The organism is Pseudomonas sp. H3_D04, assembly GCF_054669175.1.
In genome coordinates this window covers 2,553,260-2,575,237 of sequence record NZ_CP162801.1, presented here as the reverse complement: position 1 = coordinate 2,575,237, position 21,978 = coordinate 2,553,260, and the positions used below count along the sequence as shown (strand labels likewise).

The window sequence follows — 21,978 nt, the reverse complement described above, 5'->3', positions numbered from 1 at the left end:
AGAGCTAACAATCAGCCACCGAGTACCCGTCATGTCGATCTATGAACAAGGGCTAGGCCCTTCGGCTGTCAATCACATTGCTTTGTCGCCGCTCAGCTTCATCGAACGCACTGCCAGCGTTTACCCCCACTACCCCGCCGTGATCCACGGTTCGATCCGTCGTACCTGGGCGCAGACCTACACCCGTTGCCGGCGTCTGGCCTCGGCGCTGGCCGGTCGTGGCATCGGCAAGAACGATACGGTGGCGGTGATGCTGCCCAACATTCCCGAGATGCTTGAAGTGCATTTTGGCGTGCCGATGATCGGCGCCGTGCTCAATCCGCTCAACGTGCGCCTGGATGCCGAAGCCATTGCCTTCATGCTGCAGCATGGTGAAGCCAAGGTGCTGATCACCGATCGTGAATTCCATGACGTGATTCACGCGGCCATCGGCATGCTCGATCACCCGCCGCTGGTCATCGACGTCAATGACCCGGAATACGGCGAAGGCAAGGCCGTCAGCGACCTGGATTATGAAGCGCTGCTGGCCGAAGGCGATCCGGATTACGCCTGGCAATGGCCGGACAACGAGTGGCAAGCCATCTCGCTCAACTACACCTCCGGCACCACCGGCAACCCGAAAGGTGTGGTCTACCACCATCGCGGCGCGTACCTGAACTCGCTGGGCAACCAGATGACCTGGGCCATGGGCAACCATCCGGTCTACCTCTGGACCCTGCCGATGTTCCACTGCAATGGTTGGTGCTACCCGTGGATCATCACCGCCATGGCCGGTGTGCATGTGTTCCTGCGCCGGGTCGATCCGCAGAAAATCCTCACGCTGATTCGCGAGCATCAAATCACGCACCTGTGTGCTGCGCCTATCGTGCTCAATGCATTGGTCAACATGCCGGAATCGGCGAAAGCGGCCATCGACCATCCGGTCAACGCCATGGTTGCCGGTGCTGCACCGCCCGCCAAAGTGATCGGCGCCGTGGAAGAAATGGGCATCAAGGTCACGCACGTCTATGGCCTGACCGAAACCTACGGTCCGGTGACGCTCTGCGCCTGGCATGCCGAATGGGATGAGTTACCGCTGGACGAACGGGCACAGATCAAATCCCGTCAGGGCGTGCGCTACCCGACGCTTGAAGGTGTGATGGTCGGCGACTCAAAGACGCTGGAACCTACCCCACGGGACGGTCAGACCATCGGTGAGATCTTCATGCGCGGCAACACCGTGATGAAGGGCTACCTGAAAAACCCGACCGCCACCGCCGAAGCATTCGAAGGCGGCTGGTTCCACACCGGTGACCTGGCGGTGTGTCATCCCAATGGTTATGTCGAGATCAAGGACCGACTCAAGGACATCATCATTTCCGGCGGCGAGAACATTTCCACCATCGAACTGGAAGGCGTGCTGTATCGCCATCCGGGCGTGATGGAAGCGGCCGTGGTTGCCCGTCCCGATGAAAAATGGGGAGAAACGCCCTGTGCGTTCATCACCTTGAAGGCCGACCACCAGGACGTTCGCGAGGCCGACATCATCAGTTTCTGCCGCGAGCATCTGGCGGGCTTCAAAGTCCCGCGCACGGTGATCTTCACCCTGTTGCCGAAAACGTCCACCGGCAAAATCCAGAAGTACGTCCTGCGCGACAGGGCTAAAGCGCTCTAACCCGAACCGACGTTTTACCCACCCGGCGGCAGGTGTTCCATCTGCCGCTTCGGGCTCGTGCAGGCCGAATTCGGCCCTGCCCTGCCCCCAGACACATAACAAAAACAATGTGGAGCCACCCATGATCGACATCCATTCAACCGATACCCAACGTTGTGAACGCATTCGGACCAATCCGAAATTCCTTCAATTGGTGAGCAGCCGTTCGCGCCTGGCCTGGTCGCTGAGTGCCGCCGTGCTGGGCACTTACTACGGATTCATGCTGGTGGTGGCGTTTGCCCCGCAATGGCTGCATGCGCCAGTCGCCGAGCATCGGATGTTGACCCTGGGCATGCCGGTGGGTGCGGCGATCATCATTTTTTCCTGGCTGCTGACCGGTTGGTATGTCTACCGCGCCAACACGCGTTTCGATGCACTGGGCGCCGCCATTCTCGAGGAGAGCAAGTGATGAACCTGCTGCGTAAGCTCATCCTCGCCGCTGCCGGCCTGTTGCCGGCCTCCATCGTCCTCGCCGCCCCGACAATGGGCACAGTGGAAAAACAACCGCTGAACCTGCATGCGATCGGCATGTTCTTTGTCTTCGTGCTGGGCACCCTGGCGATTACCTGGTGGGCCGCACGGCAAACCAAATCCACGTCGGACTTCTACACCGCTGGCGGTGGCATTACCGGGTTCCAGAACGGCCTGGCAATTGCCGGTGACTACATGTCCGCCGCCACGCTGCTGGGACTGTCCAGCCTGGTGTTTGCCAAGGGCTACGATGGCTTCATCTACACCATCGGCTTCTTTGTCGGCTGGCCGATCATCACCTTCCTGATGGCCGAGCGCCTGCGCAACCTGGGCCGCTACACCTTCGCCGACATCGTTTCCTATCGCCTCGACCAGAACAAGGTGCGGATCTTCGCCGCGTTCGGTTCGCTGACAGTGGTGTGCTGCTACCTGATCGTGCAGATGGTCGGGGCCGGTCAGTTGATCAAGTTGCTGTTCGGTCTCGACTACCCGGTTGCGGTGGTGATCGTCGGTGCGTTGATGCTGGTCTACGTGATCTTCGGCGGCATGATTGCCACCACCTGGGTGCAAATCATCAAGGCTGTGCTGCTGCTCGCCGGCGGAACCACCCTGGCGGTGATGGCCATGTCGCAGTTTGGTTTCAGCTATGAAACCCTGGCCGACAAAGCCGTCCAGGCCCATGCCAGCGGCTGGAACATCATGGGGCCAGGCTCGATGCTCGCCGACCCGATCAACACCGCGTCGATGTCGTTGGGCCTGGTGTTCGGGATTGCCGGTCTGCCGCACATCCTGATGCGTTTCTTCACCGTGCCGAACGCCAAGGAAGCGCGCAAGTCGGTGTTCTACGCCACAGGCTTTATCGGCTTCTTCTTCCTGGTGGTCTGCACCCTGGGCTTTGCCGCGATGGTCATCATAGGCACCGACCCGCAGTACTACGTCAACGGTGAAGTCGGCGGCGCCCTGATCGGCGGCGGCAACATGGTTGCCATGCACTTGGCCAAAGCAGTGGGCGGCAACCTGTTCTTCGGTTTCCTCTCGGCCGTGGCCTTCGCCACCATTCTGGCGGTGGTCTCCGGACTGGCCCTGGCCGGTGCCTCGGCGATTTCCCATGACCTCTACGCCACGGTGTTCAAGAAAGGCAAGGCCAGCCAGAAACAGGAAATGCGCGTGACGCGCATGGCGACAGTAGGCCTGGGCATCATCGCGATTCTGCTGGGCATTCTGTTCGAGAAGATGAACGTTGCGTTTCTGGTAGGCCTGACCTTCGGCATTGCCGCGTCGACCAACTTCCCGGTGCTGATCATGGCCATGTACTGGAAAGGCCTGACCACCAAAGGCGCGATCCTCGGCGGTTTTGCCGGCCTGATCTGCGCACTGGTGCTGGTGATCCTGTCGCCAGCGGTCTGGGTCACCGTGCTCGGTCACGCTCACGCGATCTTCCCCTACGACCACCCGGCGCTGTTCTCCATGCCGCTGGCGTTCTTCGTGATCGTCGTGGTGTCGAAACTCGACCGCAGCGTGCGCGCCGACAAGGAGCGTGACGCCTACGCCGACCAGTTCGTTCGCGCCCAGACCGGCCTCGGTGCCGCCAGCGCTTCCGCTCATTGATTGAAAGGGCACGGTCTGCCGTAACGGCGCCGTGCCCACCGCATACCTTTTGAGGTTCACGTTATGCCCGAATTCAACGCCCCGCTGCGCGACATGCGCTTTGTGCTGCACGAAGTGTTCGATGCCCCGGCCCTGTGGGCGCGCTTGCCGGCCCTGGCCGACACGGTCGACGCCGCCACCGCTGACGCCATTCTTGAGGAAGCGGCGAAAGTCACTTCGCACCTGATTGCGCCGTTGAATCGCAGCGGCGACGAAGAAGGCGCCCAGTGGCTCGATGGCCAGGTCAGCACGCCGATCGGCTTCAAACAGGCTTATGCCACCTTCATCGAAGGCGGCTGGGTGGGCCTGTCCGGTAACGCCGATTTCGGCGGCATGGGCATGCCGAAGATGCTTGCCGTGCAGTTTGAAGAAATGCTCTACGGCGCCAACTCAAGCTTCGCCCTGTATTCGGCCTTGAGTTCCGGGGCCTGCCTGGCGCTGGATGCCCACGCCAGCGAGACCCTGAAAAATCTGTATTTGCCGCCGATGTACGAAGGCCGCTGGGCCGGTTCCATGTGCTTGACCGAAGCGCACGCCGGCACTGATCTGGGGATCATCCGCACCCGCGCCGAACCCCGGACCGACGGCAGTTTCAGCATCACCGGCAGCAAGATCTTCATCACCGGTGGCGATCAGGACCTGACGGAAAACATCATCCATCTGGTGCTGGCCAAACTGCCGGACGCGCCAGCCGGACCAAAAGGGATCTCGCTGTTCGTCGTGCCCAAGGTGCTGGTCAATGCCGACGGTTCTCTCGGCGACGCCAATGCCGTGAGCTGCGGTTCGATCGAACACAAGATGGGCATCAAGGCTTCGGCCACCTGCGTGATGAACTTCGACGGCGCCAGCGGTTGGCTGGTCGGCGAAGCCAACAAAGGCCTGGCGGCGATGTTCACCATGATGAACTACGAGCGCTTGTCCATCGGCATTCAGGGCATCGGCTGTGCGCAAGCGTCCTATCAGAGCGCCGTGGCTTACGCCCGTGAACGTGTACAGAGCCGCGCACCGACCGGCGCGATGGCCCCGGACAAAGTGGCTGATCCGATCATCGTCCACCCCGATGTGCGCCGCATGTTGCTGAGCATGAAAGCCATGACCGAAGGTGGCCGCGCGTTTGCCAGTTACGTCGGTCAACAACTGGACCTGGCGAAGTTCTCCGATGACGCCCAGGAGCGCGACAGCGCACAAACCCTGGTCGCGCTGCTGACACCCGTGGCCAAGGCGTTCTTCACCGACACGGGTCTGGAAAGCTGCATCAACGGCCAGCAAGTGTTCGGCGGCCATGGTTACATTCGCGAATGGGGCCAGGAGCAGTTGGTCCGTGACGTGCGCATCGCGCAGATCTACGAAGGCACCAACGGCATTCAGGCGCTGGACCTGCTCGGCCGCAAAGTGTTGGCCGACAGCGGCTTCGCGCTGCGTCAGTTCACCGGGGAGATTCGTCGTTTCGCCCATCAGCCTGACGCGCCCTACTCCGTGCAGCTGTTCGATGCCGTGCAGCGTCTGGAAAACCTGAGCGACTGGCTGCAAGACCAGGCCGCCACCAACCGCAACGAAATCGGCGCGGCTTCGGTCGAGTATTTGCACCTGTTCGGTTACGTCGCCTACGCCTGGCTCTGGGCGCGCATGGCCCAGGTTGCGAAGAAAAAACTCAGCGAGGACCCCAAGTTCTATGGCGCGAAGATCGCCACCGCCGATTTCTACATCCGTCGCCTGCTTCCGCGCACATTGAGCCTGGAGCATTCCATTCTTGCCGGCAGCGCCTCGTTGTACGGCCTGAGCGCCGAACAGTTCTAACGATTGAACCGACGCGGCGCCACGCTCCTCTCGATTCGGCGTCCGCGTTTTTTTTATTGATAAGCCCTCGCCCACCCGGCGAGGGCCGCGGGACCTGTCTTTCCATAATAAAAACAAAGGGGCTTCACCATGGACCGCAACACCCGCATCCTCGCTACCCGACTGTTGCTGGCCGGCGGCGTCATCAGCCTCTCGGCCCCCGCCGCTGCTGACTTTGTCAAAGACAGCAAGGCCAGCCTTGAGCTGCGCAACTTCTATTTCAATCGGGATTATCGCCAGGACAACGCCGCCCAATCCAAACAAGAGGAATGGGCCCAGGGTTTCCTGCTGCGCTACGAGTCGGGCTTCACCGACGGTTTGGTCGGTGTCGGTTTCGATGCCATCGGCCTGGTCGGCGTCAAGCTTGATTCGAGTCCTGACCGCGCCGGTTCCGGCCTGCTCAAACGCCATCGCGACACGAGCAAAGGCGCTCAGGACGAGTACGGCGAACTGGGATTGACCGCCAAACTGCGCGCCTCCAAAAGCACCCTGAAACTCGGCACGCTGCTGCCGAAGTTGCCGACGGTACTGGCCAACGATTCACGGCTGTTGCCACAAACCTTCAAGGGCGGTCAATTGAACTCGCTGGAGATTGAAGGCTTGACCGTGGATGCCGGGCGGCTAACCCAGGTCAATCAGCGTGACTCCTCGGACTACGAGGACATGGGCATCACCCGGACCGGCGCCAAAGGCATCACCACGCGGCACCTCGACAGCGACAGCTTTGATTTCGCCAGCCTGAACTACAAATGGACCAGTAACCTCGCCACCGGCTACAGCTACGGCCACCTCGACAACTTCTACAGCCAGCACCTGGTGAACCTGACCTACGTGATGCCGGTAACGACGGGGCAATCGTTCAAGACTGACCTGCGCTTTGCCCGCTCCACGGATGATGGCGGCAGCAATGTCGACAACAATGCGATTGGCGCCATGTTCACCTACAGCCTCGGCGGTCACGCGTTTGGCCTGGGTTATCAAGGCATGAGCGGCGACACCGGTTTTGCCTACATCAACGGCACCGATGCGTTTCTGGTGAACTTCGTGCAGATCGGAGACTTCGCCAGCAAGGATGAAAAATCCTGGCAGGCGCGTTACGACTACAACTTTGCAGCCATGGGTGTGCCGGGCCTGACCTTCATGACCCGCTATATCACTGGCGACAATATCGACCTGGGCGGCAACCGCCCCGAAGGCAAGGAATGGGAGCGTGATACCGACATTGGTTATGTCGTGCAGAGCGGTCCGCTGAAGAATGTCGGGGTGAAATGGCGTAATGCGACGGTGCGTTCGACCAACTTCGGCAGCGATCTGGATGAGAATCGCTTGATTGTCAGCTACACCCTGCCGATCTGGTAACGATTCAGGCTTCACAAGGGGGGACTCGCTTGGCGGCGCAGTTCCCCTTTTTGTTTTGGATTTTCGCTGAGATGGCGAGCCTCTTCGCGAGCAGGCTCGCTTCCACAGGGGAACGCGGTCAACGGTAGGAGCGAGCCTGCTCGCGAAGGCGGCCTCAAAGGCGCCAAACATGAGAGTAGGTTAAGATGCCTGCAAACCAGGCCCGCCGCGAGACGCCCCGCATGACTGATACCACCCCCCGCCTGATCAAGAAATACCCCAATCGCCGACTCTACGACACCCACACCAGCAGTCATTTGACGCTGGCGGATGTGCGCCAACTGGTCGTCGATAAAGTTGCGTTTAAGGTGGTCGATGCCAAGAGCGGCGAAGACCTGACGCGCAGTATCCTGCTGCAAGTGATTCTGGAAGCCGAAAGCGGCGGCGAGCCGATCTTCACCAGCGAGATGCTGATGGGGATTATCCAGTTCTACGGTCCGTACCAGGGTGTGCTCGGCAGCTACCTGGATAAAAGCATCCAGACCGTCATCGACATCCAGTCCCAGACCGGCGCGCAGTCATCCGAAGCCTGGAGCGACTTCATGCATCAACAGGCCCCGGTCATGCAGGACCTGATGCGCCAGTATGTCGACCAGTCCAAGGCCTTGTACCTCAATACCCAGAACCTGTTCGGCATGTTTGGCGCCAAGCCCGGCACCGATAACGGGCCGAAAAAAATGGCGATGGGGAATAAACCCATCGCCATCGTTTGTGCCGCTGGCCTGAAATGACTTACTTGTTACCGCTGGTGGCCTTGGCGCTCGCTTCTGGTGCTGCTTTGGTGGCAGCGGCAGTGGCGGCGTCAAAATTGCTCTGAGCCACATCGGAAGCCTGTTTCACGGCTTTCTGTGCGCTTTCAAACACGGTACTGGCATTGGCAAGGCCCGACTTGAATGCAGCCACGACAGGCTCGGAGCCGGCCGGTGCATTCTTGCTGATCGATTCAACAAACTCATTGACCTGCTGGGTGCCCGCCTCGACCTGACTCGACGTCAGTTTGGCGATGTCCGACTGCGTGCCCACGATCAGCGCTTGAACCTGACGATTGAACTCGGCCAGACGCTCGGCCTGCGCGCTCGGCTGGGTAAACGATGCCTGCAAATCGGCAAAACCTTGTGGGTCACGCACGGCCAGCAGCTTGCGCACGCCTTCGAAGTGCTCTTCGGTGGAGTCGCGCAGTGCCTTGAACTGCAACTGGCTCAGTTGTTCAACGCTGGCGAAGACTTTGCCGCTGATCTGCTGCAAAAGATCGAGGTTGGCTTTCTGAGCGGTTTGCAGTTTTTCCGAATTGAAAAAAGACATGCTTTATCTCCTGGTTCTGGAAGGCCCGGATGGGCCTGAGGACGCGATAGCGATCCTGCCAGACATCGCGTTAGCCTTGATATTGCAGTGCACAAAACTATTTGGCAACGGCTATTTTGTGCGGCGCACAATAAAGTTCGCTTCCTTGACCGTTATTCCCTATACACTCATGAAAATCGAACGACCGGCTTGATTGCTATTAGTCAGGGCAACGTTCCCACGCATGGCGTCAGGAGTTCACGATGGGTCAGGAAGAAAATATTGCGCTGCAAGATAAAGGGCTTTCGACTGCGTCCGGTGTGTTCGAGCACCTGAACCATCTGCAGCGCCTCAATACCCGCAACGTTATTGACGCCGTGCAACAGCGCCAGGCCAAAACCTACGCACCTTCAAGTCTTGAACAACTCAAGCAGCCGACCGCCGCTGACTGGCAGGAATACTTCACCGACCTTGGCCAACGCAGCGTGCTGTTCTGGGACACCTTGCGTCAGCGCGGCGACAACACCCTGGCCCACGAACGCGCCGGGTATCCGCTGCTGCTCAAGTTCAACCATGAAACCCTGATTGCCGGTGAAGACCTGCCGCGCCCGGTCAACTACTCGCTGCTGCAGATCATCGCGGGCCCCGGGCAACAGCTCGACAGTAAAAAGCAGCCGGTGATCATCATTGACCCGCGCGGCGGCCACGGTTCAGGGATCGGTGGCTTCAAACAGGATTCGGTCATCGGCGAAAGCCTGCGCGCCGGTCACCCGACCTATTTCATCTCGTTCAGCCATTCGCCACGCCCGGGGCAAACCCTCGCGGACATCGTTGCAGCCCAGGCGCGGTTTATCGAAGAGGTCAGCGCGCGACACCCCGCCAGCACCAAACCTGTGGTGATCGGCAACTGCCAGGCCGGCTGGGCGTTGATGGGCCTGGCGGCGACCCGTCCGGAACTGCCGGGACTGATCATCGTCAATGGCGCGCCTTTGTCGTACTGGGCGGGCGTCAATGGGCGCAATCCGATGCGCTACACCGGCGGTTTGCTGGGCGGCGGCTGGATGGCACGCCTGGGCAGCGACCTGGGCAATGACCGTTTCGACGGCACTTGGCTGGTGAGCAATTTCGAAAGCCTCGACCCGGCCAACACCTGGTGGGGCAAGTACTACCACCTGTTCAGCGAAGTCGACAGCGAGGCTCCGCGCTTCCTCGATTTCGAACGCTGGTGGGGCAGCCCGACCCTGCTCAATGGCGAAGAGATCGAGATGATTGTCGATGACCTGTTCATCGGCAACCAACTGTCCGGCGGCCTCGGGCGCAAGAGCAGCGGGCTCGACCTCAAACGCATCGAAGTGCCGGTGGTGGTGTTCTGTTCCTATGGCGACAACATCACCTCGCCGCAGCAAGCACTGGACTGGATCACCGACGTCTACCCCAGCGACCTCGCCCTGCAAAATGCCGGTCGCACCATCGTTTACCTGCGGCACGCGAGCATTGGCCATCTGGGCATCTTTGTTTCCGGCGAAGTCGCGCGGCGTGAGCACCGGGAGTTGTTGGGCGCCGTCGACGCGATCAACGAACTGCCGGGCGGGCTCTATGAAATGCTCATCGAGGACCTGCCGGAACATTCGCCAACGCCCTACGCCGTGCGTTTCGAGCGACGACGTATCGCCGACATCCACGGTGACGCGCAGCCGCCCCGTGACGATGATCGCGAATTTGCGCTGGTCGAGCGTGCCTCTGATTTCAACAACACCCTTTACGACGGGTTTGTAAGACCGTGGTTGCGCCAGTTGATCAACGAGCCGACCGCCGAGCTGATGCGCAAGGCCCACCCGTTTCACCAGCAACAGGTGATGTGGAACAGTTTGAACCCGGCGCTCTGGTGGTTGGCAGGCAGTGCCGCCCAAGTGAGCAAGAACCGTCAGCCGGCAAACCCGTCCAATCCGTTGCTGGCCTGGCAGGCATTGTTTTCCAACCAGATACAGGATGCCTTGAACGGCTATCGGGACCTGCGTGATGCCGCTCAGGAAATGAGCTTTTACGGCGTGTATGGCGTGCTCAACAGCCTTACCGGCAACGTACCGGCTCGCAATCTCCAGGCGCACGCCGAGCAGCACGATAAAGTACTGATCGACCGCCTTCAGGACGCCCTGCCCCTCGGCGGCTTGATGGAAGCCTTGATCCGGATCCTGTTCCTGCTGGGCCGCGACAGCGACGAACCGGGCAAGCAAAGCGTCGAGAAACTCATCCTGCAATTGCAGGTGCTGCTGCAGGACTACAGCGCCGAGCCGCTGGACCTGCGCGAAACCCTGCGCCTGCAAAAACTGCTGGTCGCCACCCATCCGCAGGAAAGCCTGCAAAGTCTGCCCCTGATGCTGGCCGAGGTCGAAGAACGCCAGCAAGTGCTGGCCGCCGTCGCCAACATGCTGCCGGAACTGCTGACCAGCGGCGCAGACAATCCGTTCTGGTGTGAGCTGCACACGCTGCTCGACGTGCCACTGCCGGGGTTCAACCTGACTCAACCTCCGGGCGCAGCCGATGTTGTCGAGGAGGAAACACCGACGACAACCCCGGAGCCGATCAAGCCGAAAACCGCGGTCGTCGCACCAGAGCCCGCCAAACAAAGCGCCCCCGTGGTCGTCGCTGAGCCAATTGCCCCGGGAACGCTGACAAAAACGCGCAAACCCGCGAAGGGCAAAAAAGCCGCGAAGAAACCTCCTGCTCTCTGATGAGTAACTTGTGGGAGCGAGCCTATGTGTGTGGCGAGGGAGCTTGCTCCCGCTGGGTCGCGAAGCGGCCCCAAAAGCTATGCGACTGCTTCGCAGCCGAGCGGGAGCAAGCTCCCTCGCCACGAAAGCGCGCTCCCACAGGGGTTCGTTGTCGACAAAATGTTAGGGCAGTTCACCGCGTCACACTGGCGCGGCTTCCTGGATCTCGAACGATTCATCGGACCGATACTGCCCCGGCGTCATGCCAAACCAGCGGCTACAAGCTTTGTTGAAGCTGCTGTGGTCATGAAAGCCAAGGAGATAGGCGACATGCTTCATGTTGAAGTGAGAATGGCGCAGGTAGAAATCAGCGAGTTGCCGGCGCACCGCGCTCAGCACGTCCTTGAACTGTGTCCCTTCCTTTTCCAGCGCTCGTTGCAGCGTTCGCTTGCTGATGTTCAAGGCCGCCGCAATCGATTCCATGTCGCATTGCCCCTGGCCCTGACTCAGGCGCTCGGTAATCAGCGCGCGAATTCGCCCGACAATGCAAAAACCAAACAGCAGGTCCAGTTGCGCCTCGGCAAAACTGTCATGCAGCACCGCCAGCGTTTCGTTGGCCATGCTCAACGGTCGCATCAATTCCTGCCCGTCAAACAAAATGCTGTCGTAAGGCGCGTTGAACTGCAGATTGCAGCCAAACAGCCGTCGATGCTCGGTGGTGTCTTCGGGTTCTGGATAGGTGAATTCGACGCTCAAGGGTTGCGGTGCGTTGCCGCCCGCCAGCTTGCGGCAGAACCCCAACAACGACGCCAGCCCGGCATCGGTGTATTGGCGCGGTTTGACCGAACCCTGCTGTTGATGATCGAGCCCGGACAACCGGTAATGTTGCTGTTCGGCGGTAAAGAACAGGCTGAACCCGGTGCCAATCAGCGGACTGAAACGGACCAGGCGTTCGAGGGCGTTTTTCAGATTCAGGCTGGACATCATGGTGTAGCCGATGATCTGAAAGCTGCCGGGGTGGAAACTGCCATAGGCCCTCAAGCCAATGTCCTGATCGCCCGAGGCCTTGGCGGCCAGCTCCCAGAGTCGATAGATGGTCTTTCGCTCGCAAAACGCACCTGGTTGGTCCGCGAGGTCAATGTCTAGTCCAGCCTCCCGACACAGACTGGCAACATCCAGTCCTTGGGCCGAGAGCGTATTGACCAGCACGCTGGCATAGCCTGAACTCATTTTATACATGGCGTCCTCAATGACCTGTGGAACCGGACATCCTGTCCGGAGCCGTGACTGATCTGAAATAAATCAAATATTAACGAGTGGTTCCGTTGCCAATATTGATCCCAGTATAGGTAATCCTCATTTTTCGCCACTGTTCCCGGCCATTCGTCGCCCGGATGCAACTAAACCGGCCATGGCGCCTTTGGACACCAGCCCGTCACCTCCAAACACTTCCGCATCCCCCGCCAATACCGAACAATCGCCCATCTTGCAGCGCAAAACAATAAAGAGGAACGGAGCTTATGAAGTCGCTTGGTCGTATTGCGTTGGTCACAGGTGGTATGGGTGGGATTGGTACGGCGATCAGCCAGCGCCTGTACAAGGAAGGGTTCAAAGTCATCGTCGGTTGCAGCTCGGATTCCGCCCGCAAGAACGACTGGATTGCCGGTCAACTGGCGGCGGGTTATCAGTTCGAATGCATCTACGGCGACATCACCGATTGGGAGTCGACGCGCAAGGCCTTCGAGATGGCGCGAGAACAATTCGGCCCGATCGATGTGCTGGTCAACAACGCCGGCATCACCCGGGATGCCTCCTTCCGCAAGCTGACGCCCGAGGACTGGAATGCTGTGATCGGCACCAACTTGAGCGGCATGTTCAACACCACCAAGCAGGTGATTGAAGGAATGTTGGCCAAGGGCTGGGGACGGGTCATCAATATCTCCTCGATCAACGGCCAACGAGGCCAGTTCGGTCAGACCAACTACAGCGCGGCCAAGGCCGGCATCCACGGCTTCACCATGGCCCTGGCGCGGGAAGTGTCCGGCAAGGGCGTGACCGTCAACACCGTCTCCCCGGGTTACATCCAGACCAGCATGACCGCGGCCATCCGCCCGGACATCCTCGACACCATGATCGCCGCCACCCCCGTCGGGCGCCTCGGCCAACCCGAAGAAATCGCATCGATCGTCGCCTGGCTGGCCTCCGACGAATCGGGCTACAGCACCGGCGCTGATTTCTCGGTGAACGGCGGCATGAACATGCAGTAGACCGATCAGGGCAAGGACGCCCTGCTCCCGCTCGACAACATCTTAATGAGGTCACGCATGAACGAAGTCGTAATCGTTGCCGCTACACGTACCGCCATCGGCAGTTTTCAAGGGGCCTTGTCCGCGATTCCAGCCACTGAACTGGGCGCAGCGGTGATCCGCCGTCTGCTGGAAGAAACCGGCCTGGACGGCACGCAGATTGATGAAGTGATTCTTGGCCAGGTGCTCACCGCAGGCTCGGGGCAAAACCCGGCACGTCAGACGGCAATCAAGGCCGGCCTGCCCTTCACCACCCCTGCCCTGACGCTGAACAAGGTCTGCGGCTCGGGCCTCAAGGCTGTGCAACTGGCGGTCCAGGCGATCCGCTGCGGCGACGCCGAGCTGGTGATTGCCGGCGGTCAGGAAAACATGAGCCTGGCGCCTTATGTGCTGCCCAAGGTACGCACCGGTTTGCGTCTGGGTCATGCGCAGTTGCAAGACAGCGTGATTCAGGACGGTTTGTGGGACGCCTTCAACGACTACCACATGGGCATCACCGCTGAAAATCTGGCCACGCAGTACAGCGTCAGCCGCGAAGATCAGGACGCCTTCGCCGCCGCCTCGCAACAGAAAGCAGCTGCCGCCATCGAAGCGGGCTACTTCAAGGGGCAAATCACCCCGATCCTGATCCCTCAGCGCAAGGGCGATCCGCTGGTGTTCGACACGGATGAACAACCGCGCCCGGGCGGCACGCTGCAAGCGTTGAGCAACCTTAAACCGGCGTTCAAGAAAGACGGCAGCGTGACCGCCGGCAATTCGTCGACTCTCAACGATGGTGCCGCCGTGTTGCTCCTGGCCAGCGCCGCCAAGGCCCAGGCCCTCGGCTTGCCGGTGCTGGCGCGCATCAAGGCTTACGCCAGTGCGGGCGTCGACCCGTCGATCATGGGCATCGGCCCGGTCCCGGCCACCCGTCTGGTGCTGGAAAAAGCCGGCTGGAGCCTGGACGACCTCGACCTGATCGAAGCCAACGAAGCGTTCGCCGCGCAATCACTGGCGGTTGGCAAGGAACTGGGTTGGGACACCGCCAAGGTCAACGTCAACGGTGGCGCGATTGCGTTGGGTCATCCGATCGGCGCGTCGGGCGCGCGGATTCTGGTGTCGCTGGTGCACGAGCTCATTCGCCGTGACGGCAAAAAAGGCTTGGCCACGTTGTGCATCGGTGGCGGCCAAGGTGTCAGCCTGGTCATCGAACGATAACAAGAATCACAGGACTGCTTGCTTGACTGCTGACGCGGTGCCGAATGGCGACACCGCGGTTTTTTTCTGCCCGGTTTACCGATGTGGGCAAGGAGTTCCATGGACAATAACGCGCACACCTTCAACACCTTCTGGTCAGGCCAGGTCCCGTTCATTGCCTCCTTTGCAGTGCAACAATTACGCTTGTGGGTGAGCACCAATCCTTGGTTCACCGGCCAGGAATACGAGAAGTGGTTCGACCTGCCACGCACCACACTGGAAAGCCTGCAAGCCGAGTATCAAACCCAATGGGGTGATCTGGGCCAGCGGCTGCTGACCGGCCAGCCGTTTTCCTTTGAAGATCGACGTTTTTCCAGTGGCAACTGGAGCACACCGCTGTTCGGCTCCCTCGCGGCGTTCTACCTGCTCAATGCCGGTTTTCTGCTGAAGCTGCTCGATAAACTGCCGATCAAAGACAAGAAACCCCGCCAGCGCCTGCTGTATCTGGTGGAGCAAGCGATTGCCGCCGGGGCGCCCAGCAACTTTCTGGCGAGCAACCCCGATGCCTTGCAACGCGTCGTCGACACTCAGGGCGGCAGCCTGTTCACCGGCCTGTTGCACCTGGCCAGCGACCTGCAAGAAGGCAAGATGCGTCAGTGCGACAGCGGCGCTTTCAAGGTCGGCGTGGATCTGGCCAACACCCCCGGCGAAGTGGTGTTCGAGAACGAACTGTTCCAGTTGATTCAGTACTACCCGCAAAGCGAAACCCAGTACCGGCGCCCGGTGTTCATCGTCCCGCCGTCGATCAACAAGTACTACATCCTCGACCTGCGCCCGGACAACTCGATGGTTCGCCATCTGCTGCAACAAGGCCACCCGGTGTTCCTGATGTCGTGGCGCAACTTCGATCAGGCGCACGCCGGCACCACCTGGGATGACCTGATCGACACCGGCATCATCAAAGGCCTGCAAGTGACCCGCGAGATCAGCGGCGATCAACGCCCCAATTGCGTGGGTTTCTGCATCGGCGGCACGCTGTTGAGTTCGGCGCTGGCGGTACTGGCGGCGCGCGGCGACAAGGACATTGGCAGCGTGAGCCTGTTGACCACCTTCCTCGATTACCTCGACACCGGCCCCATCGACATCTTCGTCGACGAACAACTGGTGGCCTACCGCGAGCGCACCATCGGTGGTCAGGAGGGCCCCATCGGCCTGTTCAAGGGCGAGGACATGGGCAACACCTTCTCGCTGCTGCGCCCGAATGATTTGTGGTGGAACTACAACGTCGACAAATACCTCAAGGGCCAGAAACCCATCCCCCTCGACTTGCTGTTCTGGAACAACGACAGCACCAACCTTCCGGGGCCGATGTACTGCTGGTATCTGCGTCACACCTACCTGCAGAACGACCTGAAATCAGGTGAGCTGGACTGCTGCGGGGTCAAGCTCAACCTGCGCGCCATCGATGCACCGGCGTACATCCTCGCCACCCACGACGATCACATCGTGCCGTGGCGCAGCGCTTACGCCAGCACCCAATTGCTCTCCGGGACCAAGCGCTTTGTGCTGGGTGCCTCAGGGCACATCGCCGGGGTGATCAACCCGCCGGCCAGGGAAAAACGCCATTACTGGACCAACAATCGAGTGTCGAAGGATCCCGACACCTGGTTCATGAATGCCCAGGAACAGGCCGGCAGCTGGTGGAATGACTGGTTTGTCTGGCTGGCAGACCAGGCCGGCGAGCGTCAGCCTTCGGTGTCGCACATCGGCAACGCGCACTACCCGGCGCTGGAATCGGCACCCGGGCGTTATGTGATGCAATGACCGAAGGCCCCGCGCACTGACTGATATTGCGCGGGGCCGTTCTTCAGGCGTCCTCGCAAATAACCAAACACAGCACATCGCTTCAATATTCCCGCCTGAATCTGCGCAACCATGGCCTCCTCACTCACCCGTAAGGACCTCGCCATGGCCATCGCCAAAGCTGCTCCCGGCAAAACCCTGCTGACCCCGACCGACCACACCCTGATCATGATTGATCACCAATCGCAGATGTCCTTCGCGACCAAGTCGATCGACGCCGTCACCCTGCGCAACAACGCCGCCCTCGTGGCCAAGGCCGCGCGCGGCTTCAAAGTCTCGACCATCCTGACCACTGTCGCCGAGAAGAGCTTTTCCGGGCCGATCTTCGACGAAATCAAGTCGGTGTTTCCGGAACACAACGTCATCGACCGCACCAGCATGAACACCTGGGAAGACGAGCGCATCGCCGTCGAAGTCAACAAATTCGGCAAACAGAAAATCGTCCTCGCCGGCCTGTGGACCTCGGTGTGCATCGTCGGCCCGGCGCTGTCGGCCATCGACCAGGGTTTTGAGGTCTACGTGATTGCCGACGCCTGTGGCGACGTCAGCACCGAAGCCCATGAAATGGCCATGCAGCGCATGATCCAGATCGGCGCCCGTCCAATGACCTCGCTGCAATACCTGCTCGAACTGCAACGCGACTGGGCACGTACCGAAACCTATGAAGAAACCGTGAAAACCTCGATTGCCAACGGTGGCTCCTACGGTCTTGGCCTGATCTACGCCAAAACAATGTTCGGTGCCTCGGAAGGCCATTAAGCGGTCCTCCTCTGAAAAGCGAGCGACTGCGGACCCTCCGCAGTCGCTGCTGCGTGGTGATTGATGATGAAGTTTGGCAAGCAAGACCTGCGTACCCGGTTGCCCTTTTGGTTGTCGGTGCTGTTCGCGGGAACAGCCTGGGCGGATGAACCCGCACAAGGGTTTCTGGATGGCGCGGCGCTTGACGTGCTCAGCCGCAACTTCTACCTCAACAGCGACTACCGGTCCCCTTCGCCGACAGGTAAAAGCTATAAAGCCGAGTGGGCTCAAGGCTTTATCAGCACTTTTGAATCTGGATTCACACCCGGCACGCTCGGCTTAGGCCTCGACGCCCACGCCTTTCTGGGATTGAAGCTGGATGGCGGCAAAGGTCATTCCGGGACCGGATTGCTGCCCGTGAATGATGACGGCCGTAGCGAAGACAACTATTCCAGTGGCGGCGGCGCACTGAAAATCAGAGCCTCGCGAACCACCTTGGCGTTCGGTGAAATGATGGTGGAAACCCCGGTGTTCGACACCGCGGACAAACGCTTGCAACCGGAATACGCCACAGGCTTTCTATTGAACAGCCGCGAAATCGATGACGTGAATCTGCTGGCCGGGCATTTCACCGCGTTCAAAAACCAGGACAGTTCTTCGAGCAAAGGCAATTTCTACGGCTACGGCGCCAACACCGAAGCCGGAGGCATTACGTTTCTGGGCGCTGACTTATTCACCCAACGCCCCGTCGGCGGCGCGCTCTATGCCTCAGAACTCAGCGACACCTGGCATCAGTACTACGCCAACCTGCACCTGAAGCAGCCCGGGGTGTTCCTCGACGCCAATCTCTACCACACGCAAGACACCGGCAAAGCGCTGGCCGGCGCCATCGACAACACCGCGTTCAGCCTGTCGGGCAAGTACACCGTCGATGCCCACGCCTTCACCCTGGCCTATCAAAAAATCAATGGCGATACGCCGTTCGATTTTGTCGGCGGCGACTCGATCTACCTCGCCAACTCGATCAAGTACGCCGATTTCAACGGCGCCCACGAACGCTCATGGCAGGCACGCTACGACCTCGATTTGAGCACCTTCGGCATACCTGGCCTGAATTTCATGACCCGTTACGTCATGGGCAGCCGGATCGACGGCACCCGTGCGCCCAAGGGCGGCGCCTACAACCCTTTCGATGAGTCCATCGGCGAATACGTGCCACAACAAGGCGATGGCGGCCGGCATTGGGAGCGCGACATCGACCTGCGCTACATCGTGCAGTCCGGCGCGGCCAAAGGGTTATCGCTGCAACTGTCCCATGTCTCGCATCGGGCCAATGCGGCGCAGGCCGGCGATGATATTGACCGGGTGTACGTGGTCGTTCAGTACCCGCTGAATTTCGGGCATCTATGAAGGGAAATGGCGGAAGGCAGCCGGAGTCGAACCTGCCCGGGAACGGATGCCGTCCCCAACCGGGTTTGAAGCCCGGCCGCGCCACCGGGCGCGATTGCCTTCCTTGAAGTCAGTTTCCTGATGGCTGGGCCAGGGCATTGTCGAGCCGCAGATGGCGCTTGTCGCTAAAGCGTCGGGTCAGGCCCAGCCGGTCGAAGTATTCGAGGATCTGGATGCTGCGCTTGCGCCCCAGGCCCACGGCATCGCGAAACGCCGTGACCTGAATCACCGGGTTCTGCGCAGCCAGTTGCACAAGCATAGCCGCCAATCGGCGAATGACTGCTTCGGTGTAGAACAGGTCGCGGACGACCTGATGCACCAGCCCCAGCCTCGCCATTTTTCGCAGCAGCAGGCGCACCGTCACTTCGTCATGGCCAAGGTCGCGCACCCATGGGGCATTGAATCCGGCCTGTTCGAACAACGGTTGCAGCTGTTGCCACAACGCTTCGTCCTCTTCGCTCAAGCGCACCTGATGCTCGGGCAAATGCAGCCACGGCCCGCTGGCCAGCATGGCGCCGCTGGTGAGTAATTCGTCGACCAGGCTGATGAAAGTAGGCCGATCCAAAGATGTCCCGGCGAAGCGCCGCAAGCGATCCCGGTCGGGGCCCATCTGGTCCGGTTCGAGCCGGTGGAAACGAGCCAGATGCCCCAGCAATGGCGCTTTCAGCGCTTCCCAACGGTCAGCGCTGAACAGCAAGGGTCCTTGGCGGGTATCGATCAAACGGATATTGGCGGGCAGGACCCAGGTGTCACGCGGCCGGTTGAACTGACGCTCCAGGCGTCGCGGGTCGAGCCCGGTTTCGCTGTTCAGCAATAACGCAGGCAGCACGTCTTCCAGCGCATTGCGGGTGGCGAGTGCCTGCAGCTGCGCCAATCGCTCGGGGCTGCGACGGTGTCGGGTCGGGGCGAACGGGTCGAGCACCCGGCCACCGCCGAGGGTTCGTTGAGCGCTCTGGTCACGCAGAATCAACGGATCGCCCTTCACCGCCTGCACCGGCGCATTCAGCAGGATTTGCGCGAACATCCGTTCACCCGGCGCAACGCTGGCACCTTCCAACAGCGCCACTCGCCCCGTGACATCCTGCGTCCCCAGGTGAACATGCACCGTTTGAAAATGCTCGAACGCCTTGGCTTCGCTGGCCAGCAACCGCATGTCGATGTCCAGGCGCTGGGTCGGTGCGTAGAGCCATTCGGACACCAGCCAGTGGCCACGGTGAATCTGCTCCAGTGCCAAGCGCTCGGCACTCAGGTTCAGCGCCACTCGCTGACCCGCAACCCCAATCTCTGCGGCCTGGTTTTGCGCATGCAAGCCACGCACGCGCACGGGTTTGCCCAACGGACCGAGCATCAGCGTATCGCCCACGGCAACCTGCCCGGACAGCGCCGTGCCGGTCACCACGATACCGGCCCCGGCCACGCTGAACGCACGATCAATCGCCAGACGAAAACTGCCACGGGTGCTGCGTTGCAGCACATCACGCTGCGCATCCAGCAAGGCCAGACGCAACGTCTCGACGCCCTCCCCGGTCACGCTCGACAGGGCAATCTGCGGCGCGCCGGCATACGGCCCGGGCGCCAGCAAACTTTCGATTTGTTCGCGCACGGCCTGCACGCGGGCCGGATCGACCCGGTCGCATTTGCTGATCGCCACCAGCGCCCGAGGGATGCCCAGCAGTTCGACGATTGCCAGATGTTCGCGGGTCTGGGGCATGACGCCGTCATCCGCTGCCACTACCAGCAATACCAGATCGATGCCCTGGGCTCCGGCCAGCATGTTGTGAGTGAAGCGCTCATGACCCGGTACGTCGATAAAACCGGTCAATGCAGCGCCCGGTTCCAATGCGGCGTAGAGATAACCGAGGTCGATGGTCATGCCGCGCTCGCGTTCTTCCCGGCGACGGTCGCCGGCCTGGCCAGTCAATGCCTGGAGTAACGCCGTCTTGCCGTGGTCGATGTGCCCGGCGGTGCCGACAATCACCCTGGCACCTGCAATTGATCGAGTTGCGCCCGCCACGCGGCTTCGTCGTCCAGCTGGCGCAGGTCCAACCACAGCGCGTCGTCGTCAATCCGGCCTAGCACCGGAATGGCCAGCTGACGGAACGCGGCCTCCAGCCCCAGTAAATGCCGGCCGCGCAGGCGTTTACTGACCAACGGGCGCAGGCACAACGCCGCGCTCGGCAGGCGAGCCACCGGTTGGCTGCCGCTGCCGATCATGCCCAGCGCCGCCACTGCGCTGACGCTCCAGCCATCGCCAAGGGCCTTCGCCAATGACGGTTGCAGGCGTTCGGCTTGCGCAAGAATGTCGGCCTGCGGTCGGGTCAGCAGGCGCAGGCTCGGCAGTCGTTCGGCCAGTTGATCGGGATTGCGGTACAGACTCAACACCGCTTCGAGGGCTGCCAGGGTCAGTTTGTCGACCCGCAACGCACGTTTGAGCGGGTTCTTCTTGATCTTCGCGATCAAGTCTTTGCGGCCGACGATCAACCCGGCCTGTGGACCGCCGAGTAACTTGTCGCCGCTGAAGGTGACGATGTCCGCGCCATCGATCAGCGCCTGGCGCACCGTGGGTTCGGCGGGCAAGCCCCAGCGGGTCAGGTCCAGCAGACTGCCGCTGCCAAGGTCTTCGAGCAGTGGCAGCCCGTGCTTGTGCGCCAATTCAGCCAACTCGGCCGTCGGCACCCGGGCGGTGAAGCCTTCAATGGCGTAATTGCTCGCATGCACCCGCATCAGCAGACCACTGCGCGGGCCAATCGCCGCCTCGTAATCCCGGGCGTGGGTGCGATTGGTGGTGCCGACTTCGTGCAGTTTGACGCCGGCCCGGGCCATGATGTCGGGAATGCGGAAGGCGCCGCCGATTTCGATCAGCTCGCCCCGGGAAATGATCCCTTCCTTGCGCGCGCCCAGGCTGTTGAGCGTCAGCAGCACGGCAGCGGCGTTATTGTTGACCACGGTCACGGCTTCGGCGCCGGTCAGTTCACGGATCAGGCCTTCGATCAGGTCGTCACGGTCGCCGCGCTTGCCGCTTTGCAGGTCGAATTCGAGATTGAGCGGATAGCGAGCGGCCCTTTGCACCGCTTCGATGGCTTCGTCTGGCAATAACGCGCGACCGAGGTTGGTGTGCAGCACTGTGCCGGTCAGGTTGAACACCCGGCGTACCTGGCTGCGATGCTGGAGATCCAGGCGCTCGCCCGCTCTGCCAGCCAAGACTTCGGGGGTGATTTCAACGGCGTCGAGTTGGCTTGACAGAACCGGTTCGCGCAGGTCATCCAGCAACTGCCGCAGGCTGGCCAGCAGCGCGTCACGCCCATAGCGCTCGGTCAATGGCAGGCACGCCGGATGGCGCAGCAAACTGTCGATGGAAGGCAGCCGCAAGGCTGGGCTGGCGGATCTGGCAGGCATCAGGCGCTCCCGC

15 protein-coding genes, 1 tRNA gene and 1 pseudogene are annotated in these 21,978 nt (G+C 60.9%); 12 read left to right on the top strand and 5 right to left on the bottom strand.

The window, feature by feature from the left end; all coding sequences use genetic code 11:
- The first annotated feature begins 31 nt into the window (after positions 1–31).
- The 6 genes and pseudogenes from AB4N91_RS11945 to phaR all read left to right on the top strand — a co-directional run bounded on the left by AB4N91_RS11945 (position 32) and on the right by phaR (position 7,739).
- Positions 32–1,654, top strand: coding sequence for an acyl-CoA synthetase (locus tag AB4N91_RS11945; protein WP_010460312.1), 1,623 nt, complete (start codon positions 32–34; stop codon positions 1,652–1,654).
- Between the two features lie 121 nt (positions 1,655–1,775).
- Complete coding sequence (locus AB4N91_RS11940) at positions 1,776–2,102, top strand: DUF485 domain-containing protein (RefSeq protein WP_010460314.1); 327 nt, start codon at positions 1,776–1,778, stop codon at positions 2,100–2,102.
- Entirely contained in the window at positions 2,102–3,772 is a 1,671-nt protein-coding gene (locus AB4N91_RS11935; RefSeq protein ID WP_424481663.1) for a cation acetate symporter, read from the top strand. Before AB4N91_RS11940 ends, AB4N91_RS11935 begins: the two co-directional genes overlap by 1 nt.
- A gap of 63 nt (positions 3,773–3,835) precedes the next feature.
- A complete protein-coding gene (locus AB4N91_RS11930) occupies positions 3,836–5,608 on the top strand; it encodes an acyl-CoA dehydrogenase C-terminal domain-containing protein (protein ID WP_145307042.1) in 1,773 nt (590 codons plus the stop codon).
- A gap of 129 nt (positions 5,609–5,737) precedes the next feature.
- A complete protein-coding gene (locus tag AB4N91_RS11925; RefSeq protein WP_010460319.1) occupies positions 5,738–7,006 on the top strand; it encodes an OprD family porin in 1,269 nt (422 codons plus the stop codon).
- A 185-nt stretch (positions 7,007–7,191) separates the two neighbouring features.
- Positions 7,192–7,739, top strand: a pseudogene (phaR, locus tag AB4N91_RS11920) (polyhydroxyalkanoate synthesis repressor PhaR).
- 38 nt (positions 7,740–7,777) lie between these two features.
- Here the strand turns inward: phaR and phaP are convergent.
- Positions 7,778–8,347: a TIGR01841 family phasin gene (gene phaP, locus AB4N91_RS11915; protein ID WP_077748474.1), complete on the bottom strand. Its 570-nt coding sequence runs from the start codon at positions 8,345–8,347 to the stop codon at positions 7,778–7,780.
- Between the two features lie 242 nt (positions 8,348–8,589).
- Between phaP and AB4N91_RS11910 the strand changes: the two genes are divergently transcribed.
- The gene (locus tag AB4N91_RS11910) at positions 8,590–11,058 is read left to right on the top strand and encodes a DUF3141 domain-containing protein (RefSeq protein ID WP_460112484.1); all 2,469 of its coding nucleotides are present in this window, start codon (positions 8,590–8,592) and stop codon (positions 11,056–11,058) included.
- 180 nt (positions 11,059–11,238) lie between these two features.
- Here the strand turns inward: AB4N91_RS11910 and AB4N91_RS11905 are convergent, their stop codons facing one another.
- Positions 11,239–12,276: an AraC family transcriptional regulator gene (locus AB4N91_RS11905; RefSeq protein WP_460112482.1), complete on the bottom strand. Its 1,038-nt coding sequence runs from the start codon at positions 12,274–12,276 to the stop codon at positions 11,239–11,241.
- A gap of 281 nt (positions 12,277–12,557) precedes the next feature.
- On the opposite strand from AB4N91_RS11905, the gene phbB reads away from it, so the two are divergent.
- The 5 genes from phbB (at position 12,558) to AB4N91_RS11880 (ending at position 18,530) form a co-directional block, all read left to right on the top strand.
- Positions 12,558–13,304 carry an acetoacetyl-CoA reductase gene (gene phbB / locus AB4N91_RS11900; protein WP_010460332.1) on the top strand — a complete coding sequence of 249 codons (747 nt, stop codon included), beginning with the start codon at positions 12,558–12,560 and terminating at the stop codon, positions 13,302–13,304.
- A gap of 57 nt (positions 13,305–13,361) precedes the next feature.
- Positions 13,362–14,540 carry an acetyl-CoA C-acetyltransferase gene (locus AB4N91_RS11895; RefSeq protein WP_010460334.1) on the top strand — a complete coding sequence of 393 codons (1,179 nt, stop codon included), beginning with the start codon at positions 13,362–13,364 and terminating at the stop codon, positions 14,538–14,540.
- 99 nt (positions 14,541–14,639) lie between these two features.
- Positions 14,640–16,343: a class I poly(R)-hydroxyalkanoic acid synthase gene (gene phaC / locus AB4N91_RS11890; protein WP_102593673.1), complete on the top strand. Its 1,704-nt coding sequence runs from the start codon at positions 14,640–14,642 to the stop codon at positions 16,341–16,343.
- 144 nt (positions 16,344–16,487) lie between these two features.
- The gene (locus AB4N91_RS11885) at positions 16,488–17,141 is read left to right on the top strand and encodes a hydrolase (protein WP_010460339.1); all 654 of its coding nucleotides are present in this window, start codon (positions 16,488–16,490) and stop codon (positions 17,139–17,141) included.
- Positions 17,142–17,207: 66 nt separating this feature from the next.
- On the top strand, positions 17,208–18,530 hold the full coding sequence (locus tag AB4N91_RS11880) for an OprD family porin (protein WP_083376741.1): 1,323 nt from the start codon (positions 17,208–17,210) through the stop codon (positions 18,528–18,530).
- A gap of 7 nt (positions 18,531–18,537) precedes the next feature.
- On the opposite strand, the gene AB4N91_RS11875 is transcribed toward AB4N91_RS11880, so the two are convergent.
- The 3 genes from AB4N91_RS11875 to selA form a co-directional block, all read right to left on the bottom strand.
- Positions 18,538–18,633: transfer RNA gene (locus AB4N91_RS11875), tRNA-Sec, on the bottom strand.
- A 6-nt stretch (positions 18,634–18,639) separates the two neighbouring features.
- The gene (gene selB, locus AB4N91_RS11870) at positions 18,640–20,547 is read right to left on the bottom strand and encodes a selenocysteine-specific translation elongation factor (RefSeq protein WP_460112481.1); all 1,908 of its coding nucleotides are present in this window, start codon (positions 20,545–20,547) and stop codon (positions 18,640–18,642) included.
- On the bottom strand, positions 20,544–21,965 hold the full coding sequence (selA, locus tag AB4N91_RS11865) for an L-seryl-tRNA(Sec) selenium transferase (protein ID WP_427700503.1): 1,422 nt from the start codon (positions 21,963–21,965) through the stop codon (positions 20,544–20,546). The genes selB and selA overlap by 4 nt, the downstream gene beginning before the upstream one ends.
- Positions 21,966–21,978 lie beyond the last annotated feature (13 nt).

Bases quoted from the DNA above. Each gene is read 5' to 3' on its own strand.
- AB4N91_RS11895 (WP_010460334.1), top strand. From the start codon at position 13,362: ATGAACGAAGTCGTAATCGTTGCCGCTACACGTACCGCCATCGGCAGT.
- AB4N91_RS11910 (WP_460112484.1), top strand. From the start codon at position 8,590: ATGGGTCAGGAAGAAAATATTGCGCTGCAAGATAAAGGGCTTTCGACT.
- AB4N91_RS11930 (WP_145307042.1), top strand. From the start codon at position 3,836: ATGCCCGAATTCAACGCCCCGCTGCGCGACATGCGCTTTGTGCTGCAC.
- AB4N91_RS11945 (WP_010460312.1), top strand. From the start codon at position 32: ATGTCGATCTATGAACAAGGGCTAGGCCCTTCGGCTGTCAATCACATT.
- AB4N91_RS11905 (WP_460112482.1), bottom strand. From the start codon at position 12,276: ATGTATAAAATGAGTTCAGGCTATGCCAGCGTGCTGGTCAATACGCTC.
- phaC (WP_102593673.1), top strand. From the start codon at position 14,640: ATGGACAATAACGCGCACACCTTCAACACCTTCTGGTCAGGCCAGGTC.
- AB4N91_RS11880 (WP_083376741.1), top strand. From the start codon at position 17,208: ATGAAGTTTGGCAAGCAAGACCTGCGTACCCGGTTGCCCTTTTGGTTG.
- AB4N91_RS11925 (WP_010460319.1), top strand. From the start codon at position 5,738: ATGGACCGCAACACCCGCATCCTCGCTACCCGACTGTTGCTGGCCGGC.
- AB4N91_RS11935 (WP_424481663.1), top strand. From the start codon at position 2,102: ATGAACCTGCTGCGTAAGCTCATCCTCGCCGCTGCCGGCCTGTTGCCG.
- phaP (WP_077748474.1), bottom strand. From the start codon at position 8,347: ATGTCTTTTTTCAATTCGGAAAAACTGCAAACCGCTCAGAAAGCCAAC.
- selA (WP_427700503.1), bottom strand. From the start codon at position 21,965: ATGCCTGCCAGATCCGCCAGCCCAGCCTTGCGGCTGCCTTCCATCGAC.
- AB4N91_RS11940 (WP_010460314.1), top strand. From the start codon at position 1,776: ATGATCGACATCCATTCAACCGATACCCAACGTTGTGAACGCATTCGG.
- phbB (WP_010460332.1), top strand. From the start codon at position 12,558: ATGAAGTCGCTTGGTCGTATTGCGTTGGTCACAGGTGGTATGGGTGGG.
- AB4N91_RS11885 (WP_010460339.1), top strand. From the start codon at position 16,488: ATGGCCATCGCCAAAGCTGCTCCCGGCAAAACCCTGCTGACCCCGACC.